We start from the raw sequence: 15,518 nt of genomic DNA on the forward strand, positions 1-15,518 counted from the left end.
TCAGTTTTGCTCCTGGGCAGGTTCGGCCATGGCGACGATCACTTGTCGGGGCCCTTTGAAGCTGGCGCGCCCATGGGCGACCAGCATGTTGTCGAGCATCAGGACGTCGCCTTTTTCCCAAGGGAAATAAACGCTGTTTTCGGCCAGCACCCCACGAATTTCCTCCAGTGCACTTTCTTCCAGCTCAGTACCGTCGCCGTAATAGACATTGCGGGGCAGATCGAGCGGATCATCATCGACAACCGCCATGAGGCTTTCACGAATCGCCGGCGCAAGATTGGAGACGTGGAACAAGTGCGCCTGGTTGAACCAGACCCACGCCTGGGTTTTCGGATGACGGGCAACGGCCTGGCATATCTGGCGGGTGCGCAGTTCGCCATCGTCTTTCCATTCGAACGCAATGCGATTGGCCCGGCAGTAGGCCTCGGCCACCGCAGGGTCCTCAGTGTTGAAGGCCTGCTCCCAGGACAAGTCCAGGCCGTTGCCATAATTGCGCACGTACATCAGGCGTTTATCACTGAAGCGCTGGCGTAAGGCGGGATCGAGCTGCTGGAAGATGCGACGACTGTCGGCAATAGGTGTTTCGCCACCCTCGACACTGGGCTGGACGCAATGGAACCAGATCTTCAGAGGCCATTGCAGGGTGTAGGACTGCTCATTGTGCAGGGGAATGGTTTGATGGGCGGGGTATTCGGTAGAAGTGTAGACACCTTGCTCGATCGCTTTACGAGGTGTCGAGCCGAATTCGTAATTGAGTAACTCATGGCCAAAACCGCGAGCCAGATCTTGAAAGGCATGTTCCCCGAGAACGTCGAACCCGCGCAGAAGCAGCGCGCCGGCCTTGTGCAATTGATCCTCAACCAACGCGTGAAGCTCGCCCAGGCACGGGCGTGTGCGCTCGAGCGGTTCAACCAGCAGTGGCAACGTTTTGTGCACCAGAAGTGGGCGCACGGATAACCCTGTTGCGTGCTCGACTTCCCGTCCCATGCGCTTGCTCCTTCTATTCGGTCATGTGTCAAAACGCCACTTTGCAGTGCGTTTTCTTGAGGCGAGAAATACTATCCGATACTACTGACAGTTGTTAATAATATTTATTAACATTCGCATTATTGATTTTTGGCTGCCAGAATCATCCGCTCTCGCAGTCGTCAGGCTTCATTGGATAACCCTCATACAAGGAACTGGGAATGAGTTGGGACAATGCTGAAAGCGGTTTTATCGTGGTGGTCAATCACGAGGAGCAGTATTCGATCTGGCCGGATTACAAGGCGCTACCCGAGGGCTGGCGTGCGGCCGGCCAGCAAGGCAACAAGGCGCAATGCCTGGCCTGGATCGAGGAGCAATGGACGGACATGCGTCCGCTCAGTTTGCGTATGGCCCTGCAAGCCACCCCACAGCGCTGAACGCTCGCCTATACAAGGACATTCGTATGGAAAGTCTTCACCGCTGGACTGACTCCGGCTCGATTTTTACCCTCGAACATTTCCGCCAGCAGCCACCGCGTGAGTTCAAGCCGGACGACCTGCTTGAACGCCAGGCCGTTCGCGAATCCAATGCCCGCTCTTATCCAAGACGTATTCCGTTGGCCCTTAAAGAAGCCCATGGACTCTATGTGCTCGACACGCGCGGCCAGGTGTTCATGGATTGTCTGGCCGGGGCCGGGACACTGGCGCTCGGTCACAACCATCCGGTGACCATCGATGCAATGCGAGCAACGCTCGATTCCGGCTTGCCCTTACACACACTCGACCTGACCACCCCCGTCAAGGATGCGTTTGTCGAGGCCCTGTTCGCGGCATTGCCGCCGGCGTTCGCTGCGCAAGCACGCATTCAATTCTGTGGGCCGACGGGGGCTGACGGGATTGAAGCGGCCCTCAAGCTCGCGAAGATCGCGACGGGTCGCAAGGGCATCTTCTGCTTCTCCGGTGGTTATCACGGTATGACTCAAGGTGCATTGAGCCTGATGGGCAATCTGGGGCCCAAGCAATTGCCCGGCTCGCTGATGGCCGACGTGCAAGTGTTGCCCTATCCCTATGACTACCGCTGCCCATTCAATATTGGCGGCGAGGCGAGTATCGATGCAGGGCTGAGTTACATCGAGCAATTGTTGACGGACCCCGAATCCGGAGTCCTTCCACCCGCTGCGGTTGTGGTGGAGGTGGTACAAGGGGAAGGCGGCGTGATTCCAGCGCCGGCTCGCTGGCTTCAGGGGGTGCGCAAGCTGACCCAGCAGCATGGTGTCGCGTTGATCGTCGATGAAGTCCAGACCGGATTAGGCCGTACCGGACGCATGTTCGCGTTTGAACATGCCGGGATCGAACCCGACATCCTGGTCCTCTCCAAAGCCATCGGCGGTGGTCTTCCGTTGTCGGTCATGGTTTACCGTGAAGCCTTGGACCTCTGGAAACCGGGGGCCCACGCAGGTACTTTCCGCGGCAACCAGATGGCCATGGCCGCGGGTACGGCAACATTGCGCTATATCCAGGAACAAGGCCTCGCGTCCCACGCCGAGGTCATGGGCGAGCGCTTGATGACTCAGCTTCGGCAGATTCAGCGTGATTACCCGTGCATCGGGCAGGTTCGCGGACGTGGCCTGATGGTGGGTGTCGAAATCGTCTCGACGGCAGCTCAAGGCGCGCGTGTGGCACCGGCCGACGGCGTGATGGCAAAGGCCATTCAACAGCAATGCCTGCGAGAGGGCGTCATTATTGAACTGGGTGGGCGCCACGGGGCTGTCGTACGGTTCTTGCCGCCGTTAACAATCCAGGCTGCCGAGATTGATCTGCTGGTAGAGAAGTTTCAGTTCGCGTTGGGTAATGCATGCCTTGATTCGGAGCTTAGGGGCTGAGCCAGACCCATCACGGCGGATTTTCTCAGAAGGCCCGCGCAAAAGGCGAGTGGCTGGTCAAGCTTCCGGACGTCTTCTCGACCAAGGGCGCAATGGCTATTGGCACGGCTGTCTGTACTGGCGCTGGAACATGGAGGTCTCACCTGCCGCAGGAACCTGGAACTGAATCGCCGTCGGCGTCACATGCGCTGACGTTTCGATGGGTTGGCGCAGCTTGATTACCATTCCTCCGTTTGGCTATGGGCAGACCCCGGTGCGTGCCTTGGATAATTCCATTTTTTGCTCTTGATGCACCCAAAAAACAAGTCCAGAATCAAGTCCATTCCTACTTCAGGAATATAATAAATTCCTTAAATTTCAATGGGTCGGACGCCAGATGCGAGTCTCGTTTCCCGCTCCAAATATTGCGCTACAGAGTTCCACTGAATTCTGTAAGCGATTGAAATCAGGACCTTCGGGTCCTTTTTTCGTCCCGGCGGGAACCACTGAAATCCAGCACCATCCAGTGCGTTTAAGTCCAGGATTAAGTCCAGGATTCTGATGCGTACGGAGTCGGTTTGTTGCTGGAGCAGTTTGTGTACCGAGATGAGTGTCCGGCCCTGACTCTGTTCAGGAACTCGCGATGGCGCTCTCGGAAATGTCGATTCGGCACGCCCAAATCACTGGTATTGACCGGTGACAGTGACGGCCTCACGCTCAATGTGACGGCCAGCGGTGGTGTACCCTATCCATATGCCGACATAGCAAGGCCAGCATGCTTACGTCTGGCATGGCGGCGTGTGACTATGCTATAAATAAGTCACAAGTTGTCAACCACCTTTGGGGTGCGTAAGCTACAGGAATGAACCATCCACCAATTTCTTCGCCCGGCGCCCGGGGCCCAGCTGATCACGACATTCGAGACCAGATTGTCGCGGCGGCCAATGAGCACTTCAGCCAATACGGTTACAGCAAAACCACGGTTTCCGACTTGGCCAAAGCCATCGGGTTTTCCAAGGCTTACATCTACAAGTTCTTCGATTCCAAGCAAGCGATTGGTGAGGCCATTTGCTCAAGCTGCCTGGCACAAATCGTCGCAGCCGTGGAGCAGGCTATCAGCGAAGAGGGGATTTCTTCGACAGAACGCTTTCGTCGCTTGGTCAAGACCCTTATCACTACGGGCTTGGACCTGTTTTTTAACGACCGCAAGCTCTATGATATCGCTGCATTCGCCGCCTCGGAGCGTTGGCCCAGCTCGCTGGTGTATGACGCACGGATCAAGCAGTTTGTAGTACAGGTTGTGCGCGAAGGGCGCGAAAGTGGAGAGTTTGAGCGCAAGACTCCCCTGGATGAAACCGTAGAAGCGATACACCTGACCCTTCGGCCTTTCGTCAATCCTCTGTTGCTCCAGCATAGCCTTGATCACGTCGAGGTCGCGCCGACGCTTACCTCGAACCTCATCCTGCGTAGCCTTATGCCCTGAGTGTGGCTGCAGTGATGCAGCCACACCAATCTAAATAACTTTTTTGCATTTGGTTTGCATCTGGCTTTCTAGTTTCCATTTGCTCAAATTGTGACTAATGACACAAAAGGTCACATGAATAAATATGGCGCATCGGCTTTTGAGGGATTGCCATGAACATGCGTCGGCATCGACATTTTTCCGATTCCATTCCATTCCATTCCGATTCCGTCTTCGAGTACGCGTTCAGTGCGCAGGGTGGGCGTTGATATGACGAGCTTTGCTTAGGTGCTGGCGCAATTTGATCCGGGCGTGCCGTTTGTTTCTCCGTCCAATTGGCAGCAGGGCCGGACGATTTTTGGCGGCCTGTCGGCGGCGTTGTCGTTGGAGGCGGTTCTTCGCGAGCGCCCGCAGGGCTTTCCTCCATCAAGTCGGCGCAAGTGTCATTCATAGGTCCGGTCACGCAGCCCCAGGTGTTCAATACAAGCGTGTTGCGCCAAGGGCGATCCGTGACTTCGGTATCGGTCGACTGCAAGTCGGGCGATGAACTGGCGTTGCGCACGACCTTGCTGTTCGCTCAACCACGAGCCAGCAAAATTACCCATGAGGCGTGGGGATGCCCGTTGGTAGAGGGGCCGTCGCGGTACAGCACGCTGGAGCTGGACAACAGCTTTGCGCCTGCCTGCGCGTTCAACTTCGAGATGCGTCCCGCGGGCGGCTCACTGCCGGTATCCGGTGCGGAAAATCCCGAGTTGCTGATGTGGGTCCGTCACCTCGATGCCCAGGGGGTTGACCCGGCGGTGGCCCTGATCGCCCTCGCTGACAGTCTGCCGCCTGCCGCTATGACGTGCTTTATAGAGCCTGCCGCCATCAGCTCGGCTTCCTGGACAATCGATCTGCCGCAGCCCGCCGTGGCCGGCGAATGGTTTCTCATCAGTTCCTTCAGCCAACAGGCCTTGGAGGGCTACTCGTTACAGGATATGGAGATCTGGGACGAAAGCGGTCGGCGGGTGCTTTGGGCGCGCCAGACCGTGGCGATTTTTGCCTAGTACAAAAACAAACTGTTCCACCACCTCTGCAATTGTTCCTCGAGTCCTAATAATGAAAAGAATCTTGCTCAAGACCCCCGTGAGTCTCGCCGTTGCGCTTGCATCATCCCAAGTGTTTGCCAGCGGCTTTGCGCTGAACGAACAAAGCATCAGCGGGATGGGGTCGGGATTCGCCGGCCGCTCTTCCTCGGCTGAAGATGCGAGCACCGTCTTCGGCAATCCGGCGGGCATGTCTCGCTTGAAGAAAGAGCAGGTCAGCCTCGGCGCTGCGACGCTGTTTGCCAAGAGCGATATCAGCCAGACACGCAGCACTTTCGGCGGCCAGGAAGACGGTGACATGGTGCCGACCACCACGGTGCCGATGGGTTACTACGTCAAGCCGGTGGATGAGCACTGGGCCGTCGGCGTTGGCTTTTATGTGCCGTTTGGTCTGATCACCGATTATGGCAGCGACTTTGCCGGGCGTTACTACGGCAACAAAAGCGAAGTGACGACGCTGACCTTCCAGCCCACCGTCAGCTATGCCTTCAACGACAAGGTGTCGATTGGGTTCGGTCCGACCATCAACCGGATCAGCGGTGAGATCTCCGGGATGGTGCCCAATCCTTTGAGCCCCGGCAGCAACGATGGGAAGCTGAAAAGCAACGGCGATGACACGGCGCTCGGCTTCAATGCCGGCATCCTGGTGCAGGCCACGGACCAGACCCGCCTGGGGCTGACTTATCACTCCAAGGTCAGTTATCACCTGGACGCCAAGTCCAAGCTCACTGGCGGGATTTTCAGTGTAGTGGGGGTCAGCGGGCGTAGCTATGACGCGTCGCTGGATGTGGACCTCCCGGAGTCGGTTGATCTCTCGCTCACCCATCAGCTCAATGATGACTGGACCCTTTATCTGGGAAGCACCTGGACACGCTGGAGTCGCTTCAAGGAGCTGACCATCGAGAACTCAGGCTTGCCTGCGCTGCTGAGCGGCGCGCTGGGTACTGTCAGAGAAGAACAGAACTGGCATGACACCTGGGGCCATGCAATCGGCGCGGCGTATAAGCTGAACGATCAGTGGGTGCTGCGCGCAGGCTTGTCGGTCGATCAGTCGCCGGCCAACAACACCAACCGTGGGCCTCGGATTCCAACCGGTGACCGCACAGTGCTCAGCTTCGGTGCCGGCTGGACGCCGGTACAGGATGTAACGATCGACCTGGCTTATTCCTACTTGCAGGAAGAGAGCGTGCGGGTCAACGAAACCTCTGCGACCCGTGGTGCGTACAGTTCCAAATACCGCAACAGTGCCAGCGGTTTCGGTACCTCAATCAGCTATCACTTCTAACGCGACATGCCGTGTGCCGGGAGCTTGTGCGGCTCCCGGTCCCTTGCAATATCCCGCTCATGCACCCATGACATTCGCCATCAGGCGTTGGTGCAGCCAGCGTGGCGTGGCCCAGGTCAACACCGTGAGCGCCTTGTTGCCGAAACCGGGTACTACACTCATGCGTCCGGCTTGCAGCGCGCGGATGCCGGCGCGAACCACCGGTTGAGGTTGCATCATCACCATTTTCAGCGCTGGGGTAAGTTTCTGACTGGCGCTTTGGACAAACCCGGTGTCGGACAGGCCCGGGCACAGTGCGGTCACGACGACACCATCGCCCTTGAGTTCCTGATGCAGCGCCTCGGAGAAGCGAAGCACGTAGGCCTTAGCCGCTGAATAGACCGCGAAATTCTTCACGCCTTGGTAAGACAGCAGGCTTGCGATGTGCAGGATGTGCCCGCGATGCCGGGGGCGCATGTCTGCGGCGAAGAGACGAGTCATGGTGGTCAGGCCAGCGATGTCTAGATCGATCATTGCCAGGGACTGGTCAAGGGAATGATCCAGGAAAGGGCCCTGCAATCCATGGCCGGCGTTGTTGATGAGCACATCAATCGCAATGCGGCGCCGGGTCAGCCGTTCGTGTAGCTCGATAATCGCCGGGATCGAAGACAGGTCTACCTGCTCGACGATGACCTCAATGCCGAAGCGCTCGCGCAGCTGGGCCGACAGCGCTTCAAGCCTGTCCAGCCTGCGGGCTACTAGAACGAGGGACTTTCCCTGTGCTGCGTATTGCCGGGCGAACTCCTCGCCAAAGCCGCTGGAGGCGCCCGTGATGAGCACCCAGGAATTCTCGTTGGTTTTCATGTTGCTGGACTCCGGTTTTAAAGATTGAAAACAACAGTGACGGGGCCAAGTGAACGGCTGGTGTTCATGTCCGGTCATCGGCTCGCTACAGGCTGTGGTGGCTGCGGCGCTTGCCAGCCGCCACCGAGGGCCTTGAATGCCGCGACCGCTGCGCGCGCCGATTCGGTCCGTGCTTGTGCCCGGGCATCGGATGCCTGGAGCAGCGTCTCATCGGTGTTGAGGACGTCGATCAGGCTGGCCGTACCTTTCTGATAAGCAATAAAGGACGACTGGCGCGCCTCGCTCAATGACGCTTCGCCTGCGGTGAGCGTGGTGGCCTGGGATTCTCGGTTCACTAGGGCGGAGAACGCGTTCTCGACATCCTCGGTGGCCCGTAGTGCAGACTGACGATAGGCGGCCAGCGCTTCAGCTTCCTGTCCCTTGGCCTGGTCGATCTGGGCGTTGATCCGGCCAAAGTCGAACAGCCTCCAGCGCAGACCCAGCGCGCCCGACGCCTGGCTGGCGCCGCCTGAGAACAGGTGCCCGGCCGATACGGCGGTGGCACTGCCGAGCAACGCACTGAGGGAAAATTTCGGGTAGTACTCGGCGATGGCCTCGCCGATGCGGGCATTGGAGGAAGCGAGGCGGCGCTCGGCGACGATGAGGTCCGGCCGGCGGCGCAATAGGTCAGCCGGCGTCCCCATCCCGGTAATTTGTGGAGGCAGCGGAATGCTGCCGGTCTCGGCCAGTTGCTGGCGATGGGTGCCCGGCGGTGTGCCGAGCATGACATCCAATGCATTCATGGCGGCATCCAGGCCGGTCTGCAGGACTGGCACCGTTGCCTGGACCTGAGCAAGCGCGCCCTCGGTCTGGCGGATCTGATAGCTGGCGGCGAGGCCTTTGCTGTAGAGCAGCTGGACTTTCTCCAGCAAGTCCTGCTGGGTCTTGACCTGGCGGTTCGCAATGTCCAGCCGCGCCTGCAATCCGCGCAGGGTGATGTAGATGTCAGCAGTCTGCGCGGCGACGGCCAGTCTCGTGGCGGCGGCACCGGCCTCGGAGGCTTGGTACTCAGCTAGTGCGGCTTCGCGTCCGCGTCGCAGGCCACCAAAGACATCCAGTTCCCAGCTCGCGCCTAGGTCCAGCTCGTAGGCGTTTCCGTACCGATCAGAGCCGGGCGTCGAATCGAGCACCTGGCCCAGCGGCGTCTCGACGGATTGATAGGCGCGTGCGGCCTGGCCACTGATATTTCCCGAGGGCAGCAGGGCGGCATTGGCCGCGCCAAGGCCGGCCCGGGCCTGGGCAACGCGCGCTGATGCCTGGACAAGGTCGAGGTTCTGTTCCAGGGCCTTGGCGATGAAATCGCTCAACACCGGGTCGCCAAAACCCTCCCACCAGGTTATGAGGGTGGCCTGTGATACGCCGCTCCTTTGCTCGATAGAAGACTGGCCCAGGAAACGATCCGAAAGCGCAGCGTCCGGGCGCTGGTAGTCCGGACCGACCGCGCAGCCGGCCATCAAGCTGGCGCCTACTAATAAAACAAAGGGGCGGAGGGGTGACATTAAGGTTTCCTCGGGATCGACATTGGTGACCATACTATAGTATGGTCACAAGCTGTCAATTGGTGATGAATACTACTGTATGGATCAAAGTCCCAATGTTTACTGAAGATTATCCGGGCATCAAGCTGACTGAAAACAAAATTAGTTGGTGACCGTTGACAGTATTGGTCACGAGCGCAAGAATGGGCTCCCAGTCCTCTGCTCAATAAAGGGAACCTATGCTCCGGCTCCGACCTTTCACCCTGGCCGCTTGCTTGTTGCCTCTCGTCCTTACGGCGTGTGGCGACTCATCCACTGCCATCGATCCGCGCACGCTTGCCCCTTTGGTGAGGGTCGCGCAAGTGCAGGGGGCGTCCGCCAGCGCTCGCTCTTTCACCGGTGTTGTGGCGGCGCGGGTCCAGAGCGACCTGGGCTTTCGCGTTTCCGGCAAGGTGCTGGAGCGGGTGGTGGATGCCGGCCAGACCGTTAAAAAGGGCCAGCCTTTGATGCGCCTGGACCCGATCGACCTGGGATTGCAGGCGCGAGCCCAGCAAGAAGCCGTCACGGCCGCCCGCGCCCGGGCCAAGCAGACTGCGGATGACGAGGCGCGGTATCGCGAGCTGGTGGCCGCCGGGGCGATTTCGGCGTCGGGCTACGACCAGATCAAAGCCGCAGCCGATACCGCCAAGGCCCAACTCAGCGCTGCCGAGGCGCAAGCTGATGTGGCCCGCAATGCATCCGGGTACGCGGTGCTCCTCGCCGACGCCGACGGCGTGGTGATGGACACGCTGGCCGAGCCGGGGCAGGTCGTCAGCCCCGGGCAACCCGTGGTTCGACTGGCGCGAGCCGGGCAGCGCGAAGCCGTCGTGCAACTGCCCGAGACCCTGCGGCCAGCCGTCGGGTCCAGCGCGCAGGCGACGCTGTACGGCAGCACCAGCGGGGCCGTCACCGCGAAACTGAGGTTGCTTTCCGATTCGGCTGACCGGGTGACCCGCACCTTTGAAGCGCGCTATGTGCTGGAAGGCGCCCTGGCCAACGCACCGCTGGGCTCGACCGTCACACTGCGCATCGCCGAAGGCGCGACCCAGGGGCAGGTGGTGCAGGTGCCGATTGCTGCGTTGTACGACCCGGGCAATGGCACCGGCGTGTGGGCCATCGACGGCGAACCGGCAAAAGTCACCTGGCGTGCGGTGCAGGTCCTGGGTTTGAGCGACGACACTGCGCGCGTCACAGGTCGTCTCAACGTTGGCGAACAGATCATCGGCCTGGGCGCACATCTGCTGCGTGAAGGCGAGTCAGTCAGGCTGCTTCCACAAAACGATGTGAAGGTCGCCGGGAGCCGCCAATGAGCCTCAATCTTTCGGCCCTCGCTGTACGCGAGCGCTCCATCACGGTGTTTCTGATTTTTCTGATTGCTGTCGCCGGGACCTTGGCCTTCTTCAAGCTGGGCCGCGCGGAGGATCCGCCGTTCACGGTCAAACAACTGACCGTCATCACGGCCTGGCCGGGCGCGACGGCGCAGGAGATGCAGGACCAGGTGGCCGAGCCCCTGGAGAAACGCCTGCAAGAATTGAAATGGTATGACCGCACGGAAACTTACACCCGTCCGGGTCTGGCTTTCACCATGGTCTCGCTGCTGGACCGCACGCCGCCTTCCCAGGTGCAGGAAGAGTTTTATCAGGCGCGCAAGAAGCTTGACGACGAAGCGACTAAGTTGCCGGCGGGTGTGATCGGGCCATTGGTCAACGACGAGTACTCGGACGTGACATTCGCGCTTTTCGCCCTCAAGGCCAAGGGCGAGCCGCAGCGGTTGTTGGTGCGTGATGCCGAGGTCTTGCGCCAGCGCCTGTTGCACGTGGCAGGGGTGAAAAAGGTCAACATCATCGGCGAGCAGGCCGAGCGCATTTTCATCTCTTTTTCCCACGACCGGCTGGCGACCCTGGGCGTTTCCCCTCAGGACATTTTCGCCGCACTGAACAGCCAGAACGTGCTCACACCCGCCGGTTCCATCGAAACCAATGGACCACAGGTCTTCCTGCGGGTGGACGGCGCCTTCGACAAGCTGGAGAAAATCCGAGACACGCCGCTGGCCATCCAGGGCCGCACCTTGAAGCTCTCGGACGTGGCGACGGTTGAGCGCGGCTATGAGGATCCGGCCACCTTCCTGGTGCGCAACAACGGCGAAGAGGCGTTGTTGCTGGGCGTGATCATGCGCGAAGGCTGGAACGGCCTTGACCTGGGCAAGGCGCTCGATGCAGAAACAAGCAAGATCAATGAAGGCATGCCGCTGGGCATGACACTGACCAAAGTCACTGACCAAGCGGTGAACATCAATTCGGCGGTTGACGAGTTCATGGTCAAGTTCTTCGTCGCCTTGCTGGTGGTGATGGTCGTCTGCTTTATCAGCATGGGCTGGCATGTCGGGATCGTGGTTGCGGCGGCTGTGCCGTTGACCCTGGCCATCGTGTTTGTGGTAATGGCAGCCACCGGGAAAAACTTTGACCGGATCACCCTGGGTTCGTTGATCCTGGCCCTCGGGCTGCTGGTGGACGACGCCATCATCGCCATTGAAATGATGGTGGTGAAAATGGAGGAGGGCTACGACCGGATCAAGGCCTCCGCGTATGCCTGGAGCCACACGGCCGCACCGATGCTGTCCGGTACGCTGGTGACCGCGATCGGCTTCATGCCCAACGGCTTCGCCCAGTCCACCGCCGGCGAGTACACCAGCAACATGTTCTGGATCGTCGGCATCGCCCTGATCGCCTCTTGGGTGGTCGCGGTGGCATTCACCCCTTACCTGGGGGTGAAAATGTTGCCGAACATCAAGAAGGTCGAAGGCGGGCATGCGGCCATCTACGACACTCCGCGCTACAACCGCTTCCGTCGGATCCTGACGCGTGTGATCGCGCGCAAATGGCTGGTGGCCGGCACGGTTATCACGTTGTTTGTCGTGGCCATCCTGGGCATGGGCCTGGTGAAGAAACAGTTCTTCCCCACCTCGGATCGCCCCGAGGTGATGATTGAAGTGCAGATGCCCTATGGCACCTCCATCGAGCAGACCAGCGCCACCACCGCCAAGGTCGAGGCGTGGCTGCAAAAACAGGCGGAAGCCAAAATCATCACGGCTTACATCGGGCAGGGCGCGCCGCGCTTCTTCCTGGCAATCGCGCCGGAACTGCCGGATCCATCGTTCGCCAAGATCGTGGTGCTGACAGATAACCAGGAAGCACGGGAAACCCTCAAGCTCCGTCTGCGCGAAGCGGTCGCCGAAGGGCTCGCTCCGGAGGCCCGGGTCAGGGCAACGCAGATTGTCTTCGGTCCGTATTCACCATTCCCGGTGGCTTACCGAGTAATGGGGCCTGACCCGTCGAAACTGCGGGAGATCGCAGCTCGCGTACAGGACGTCATGCAAGCCAGCCCGATGATGAGGACCGTCAACACCGACTGGGGCTCGCTGGCGCCGACGCTGCATTTCAATCTGGATCAGGACCGCTTGCAGGCGGTAGGGCTGACCTCCAGTGCCGTTGCCCAGCAACTGCAATTCCTGCTGGCCGGGGTGCCGATCACGGCGGTTCGCGAGGACATCCGTTCGGTGCAGGTGGTGGGACGCGCCGCCGGCGATATCCGCCTTGATCCGGGCCGGATCGAAGGTTTTACCCTGGTGGGTGCGGCGGGGCAGCGTATCCCCTTGTCCCAGGTCGGCGAGGTGGACGTGCGCATGGAGGATCCGATCCTTCGCCGGCGTGACCGGACTCCGACCATCATGGTGCGCGGCGACATCGCCGAAGGCCTGCAACCGCCGGATGTATCGACAGCCGTCATCAAGCAGCTGCAACCGATCATCGACACGTTGCCCGATGGCTATCGGATCGAGCAGGCGGGGGCCATCGAGGAATCCGGCAAAGCCGGCCAGGCCATCGTGCCACTGGTGCCGATCATGGTGGCCCTGACGCTGCTGATCATCATCGTCCAGGTGCGTTCGATCTCGGCCATGATCATGGTGTTCTTCACCGCGCCGCTGGGGTTGATCGGCGTGGTGCCGACGCTGCTGATTTTCCATCAGCCGTTCGGTATCAACGCCCTGGTGGGGCTGATCGCGTTGTCGGGGATTCTGATGCGCAACACGCTGATCCTGATTGGGCAGATCCATCAGAACGCCGAGGAGGGGCTGGACCCGTTCCACGCTGTCATCGAAGCCACCGTGCAACGGGCGCGTCCGGTGCTGCTGACGGCTATGGCGGCGATCCTGGCGTTTATCCCGCTGACCCATTCGGTTTTCTGGGGAACGCTGGCCTACACCCTGATCGGCGGCACGTTTGTCGGAACCATCATGACGCTGGTGTTCCTGCCGGCGATGTATTCCATCTGGTTCAAGATCCGTCCGGTCAAGGCCGTGCAAACTGAAACAGTAAAGCTGGCATAAGCGATCGATCACTTGCCGCTCCAGTGAGCGTCTACAGAAATGAAGAGGTTTTCTATAAGTACTCCAGCAGGTCAAACGCGCATCGTAGTCACGGGCGTCGGCGTCGTCGGTCCCCTGGGTTGTGGCGTAGAGGACGTCTGGAAACGGCTGCTGGCCGGACGTTCCGGCATTCGTAGCCTGCCCGAAGTATTCGCCGAGGGCACCGGTGTCGCGGTCGGCGGCCAAGTGCCGACGCTGGAAGACGATGCCGTTGCCGGTTACGACCCGGAGCGCTTCATCGCCCCCAAGGACCGCAAGAAATTGGATCACTTCATCGAGTTCGCCTTGGTGGCGGCGCAAGAGGCCCTGGATCAGGCAGGCTGGCATCCGACTGAAGCCGCCGACCTCGACGACTTTGCCCACGACTTCTATAGCCTGGCGCAAGAGGAGGATCTGCTCGAGTTCAATCTGCAGACGGCCAAGGCGAAAAACCTGATGTGCGCGTGCAGCTGCAGGCGGACAAGGGGGTGAATTATGGCGAAGTCGCGCGGGCGATGGCCTCGATCGAGCGGGCTGGGATTACCAAGCTGTCGGTGATTACGGCGAAATAGGATTCGGGTTTATTGCATTGGATGTGGGGCGGTGAATGATGGGGGAGGCTGCGAGGCTCAACTGAGGTCTTAGTTCTTCAAGTGGAGTTGGTGTCACCGTCAGCTGAAGCGTCGCCATCTAGCCTGTTCATCGCACCACCCAACGAACGAGATTGAAAGTGGTGGATGTGGGTCATGCGAGCTTGATGGCTCCGCCTTGGATATCGTCCCGCGCCATTCGCAAGTCATTGGCGTCTTGGTTGAGCCGATGAATGAGGTTGAGTAATCGTTGGCGCAACACCTCGTCTTGGAGCTGCTCAGTAGCACGCATCACATCAAGCGCCGCTGCCTCATTGTTGGTGGCAACAGCGTCGAGTAGTTTGCGCATGCTTCTTGATGGCCGATTCATCTCCAACCCTCCTAGGTTTCGGTGACGCGAATCATATGGCCGAAATGTTTCGTTAGTGTTTCAGTTCACGAACTTGGTTTTGAATCACCGGCTCCGGTCGTACCACATCAACTTCGTCGCAAGTATCGCGTATCAGAGGCCACGATGGCGTACCAGCAGGACACGTCCTGGCCTTGAACCAACGGCAAGCGCAAACAGAATCAATGCGATGGAGGTCCAGCCTGAGGCGCTGGGGCGTTGGCCTAGGATGAAAATGGAGCTGACGATGCCAAACACGGGAATCAGCAGCGACAGCGGCGCCACCCGCGATGCAGGGTACTCACGCAATAGCAGGTTCCATCCCCAGTAGCAGAAGAGCGTGGCGCCGTAGACCTGGAAAGCTAGTGAAAATGTCGTAACCGCATTCAAATGTGAAGGCAAGGTTATAAATGGAGCCGCGCCATGCAACAGCCAAGTCATCAGAAATAGCGGAATGGGTGGAAACAAGCTGGCCCACACCACGAAGGCGAAAATCTGGTGCACCTTCGATACTTTGATCACGACATTGCCAATGCTCCATGCCACAGCGCTAACGATCACTAATGCGAAACCGATCATGGTGGCCTCACCGGGACTGCCCAGCAGGATGCCAATCAGCCCTATCGCAGCCAGCACGATGCCGAATAATTGAGGCATTGATAGGCTTTCACGGAACAACAGCACACCCCAACCGAGCGTGAAGAATGCGCTGAACTGGATTAGGAGCGAGGCACTACCGGGTGGCACACCCAGTGCGATACCCAGGTTGATCAAGGCCCACATCGCTACGCCGAAGATCAATCCATAGGCCGCAAGCCAGCGGAAGGCAACTTGCGGACGCTTCACGAAAAACACCCAGGGTAAGGCGGCCAGCGTGAAGCGAATCGCAGTCAACAGCAGGGGGTCAATATCGGTAAGACCGAGTTTTGTAATGGGGAAGTTCAATCCCCAAACGGCCGTCACCAAGACGGCAAGCAACAAGTGTTTTTTCTGCATGGTTCGCGTGTCTTTCCCTAAATAGTGAGTTTTAAATGCTCTGTACCTCTGGGAATATGCAAGAAATCGGAATGGCCC

The 15,518-nt window shown here is 59.4% G+C and carries 12 protein-coding genes and 2 pseudogenes; 9 read left to right on the forward strand and 5 right to left on the reverse strand.

Annotated elements, in window-relative coordinates; translation table 11 throughout:
* Window positions 1-987: a TauD/TfdA family dioxygenase gene (locus tag AB7M26_RS19095; RefSeq protein WP_123494985.1), complete on the reverse strand. Its 987-nt coding sequence runs from the start codon at window positions 985-987 to the stop codon at window positions 1-3.
* Window positions 988-1,187: 200 nt separating this feature from the next.
* Between AB7M26_RS19095 and AB7M26_RS19100 the strand changes: the two genes are divergently transcribed.
* The 5 genes from AB7M26_RS19100 to AB7M26_RS19120 all read left to right on the forward strand — a co-directional run bounded on the left by AB7M26_RS19100 (window position 1,188) and on the right by AB7M26_RS19120 (window position 6,662).
* Window positions 1,188-1,403 carry an MbtH family protein gene (locus AB7M26_RS19100; RefSeq protein WP_007895672.1) on the forward strand — a complete coding sequence of 72 codons (216 nt, stop codon included), beginning with the start codon at window positions 1,188-1,190 and terminating at the stop codon, window positions 1,401-1,403.
* 26 nt (window positions 1,404-1,429) lie between these two features.
* A complete protein-coding gene (locus AB7M26_RS19105) occupies window positions 1,430-2,848 on the forward strand; it encodes a diaminobutyrate--2-oxoglutarate transaminase (protein ID WP_123494984.1) in 1,419 nt (472 codons plus the stop codon).
* An 841-nt stretch (window positions 2,849-3,689) separates the two neighbouring features.
* A complete protein-coding gene (locus tag AB7M26_RS19110) occupies window positions 3,690-4,310 on the forward strand; it encodes a TetR/AcrR family transcriptional regulator (RefSeq protein WP_123494982.1) in 621 nt (206 codons plus the stop codon).
* A 488-nt stretch (window positions 4,311-4,798) separates the two neighbouring features.
* Complete coding sequence (locus AB7M26_RS19115) at window positions 4,799-5,338, forward strand: thioesterase family protein (protein WP_368731956.1); 540 nt, start codon at window positions 4,799-4,801, stop codon at window positions 5,336-5,338.
* Between the two features lie 52 nt (window positions 5,339-5,390).
* Window positions 5,391-6,662, forward strand: a complete 1,272-nt coding sequence (locus tag AB7M26_RS19120) for an OmpP1/FadL family transporter (protein ID WP_123494981.1) — start codon at window positions 5,391-5,393, stop codon at window positions 6,660-6,662.
* A 57-nt stretch (window positions 6,663-6,719) separates the two neighbouring features.
* On the opposite strand, the gene AB7M26_RS19125 is transcribed toward AB7M26_RS19120, so the two are convergent.
* Window positions 6,720-7,505, reverse strand: coding sequence for an SDR family NAD(P)-dependent oxidoreductase (locus tag AB7M26_RS19125; RefSeq protein ID WP_123494980.1), 786 nt, complete (start codon window positions 7,503-7,505; stop codon window positions 6,720-6,722).
* 74 nt (window positions 7,506-7,579) lie between these two features.
* Window positions 7,580-9,043 carry an efflux transporter outer membrane subunit gene (locus tag AB7M26_RS19130; RefSeq protein WP_123494979.1) on the reverse strand — a complete coding sequence of 488 codons (1,464 nt, stop codon included), beginning with the start codon at window positions 9,041-9,043 and terminating at the stop codon, window positions 7,580-7,582.
* A gap of 218 nt (window positions 9,044-9,261) precedes the next feature.
* Between AB7M26_RS19130 and AB7M26_RS19135 the strand changes: the two genes are divergently transcribed.
* The 4 genes and pseudogenes from AB7M26_RS19135 to AB7M26_RS19150 all read left to right on the forward strand — a co-directional run.
* Window positions 9,262-10,371 carry an efflux RND transporter periplasmic adaptor subunit gene (locus AB7M26_RS19135; RefSeq protein ID WP_123494978.1) on the forward strand — a complete coding sequence of 370 codons (1,110 nt, stop codon included), beginning with the start codon at window positions 9,262-9,264 and terminating at the stop codon, window positions 10,369-10,371.
* On the forward strand, window positions 10,368-13,448 hold the full coding sequence (locus tag AB7M26_RS19140; protein ID WP_123494977.1) for an efflux RND transporter permease subunit: 3,081 nt from the start codon (window positions 10,368-10,370) through the stop codon (window positions 13,446-13,448). The genes AB7M26_RS19135 and AB7M26_RS19140 overlap by 4 nt, the downstream gene beginning before the upstream one ends.
* A 39-nt stretch (window positions 13,449-13,487) precedes the next feature.
* Window positions 13,488-13,832 (forward strand): annotated as a pseudogene (locus AB7M26_RS19145) (beta-ketoacyl synthase N-terminal-like domain-containing protein); the annotation flags it as partial.
* Between the two features lie 39 nt (window positions 13,833-13,871).
* Window positions 13,872-14,038: pseudogene (locus AB7M26_RS19150) on the forward strand (ExbD/TolR family protein); the annotation flags it as partial.
* 172 nt (window positions 14,039-14,210) lie between these two features.
* Here AB7M26_RS19150 and AB7M26_RS19155 read toward each other — a convergent pair.
* Window positions 14,211-14,426, reverse strand: coding sequence for a hypothetical protein (locus tag AB7M26_RS19155; RefSeq protein ID WP_123494975.1), 216 nt, complete (start codon window positions 14,424-14,426; stop codon window positions 14,211-14,213).
* A 132-nt stretch (window positions 14,427-14,558) separates the two neighbouring features.
* The gene (locus AB7M26_RS19160) at window positions 14,559-15,440 is read right to left on the reverse strand and encodes an EamA family transporter (protein WP_123494974.1); all 882 of its coding nucleotides are present in this window, start codon (window positions 15,438-15,440) and stop codon (window positions 14,559-14,561) included.
* Between the last annotated feature and the right edge of the window lie 78 nt (window positions 15,441-15,518).

Source organism: Pseudomonas sp. F-14 TE3482 (assembly GCF_053629455.1).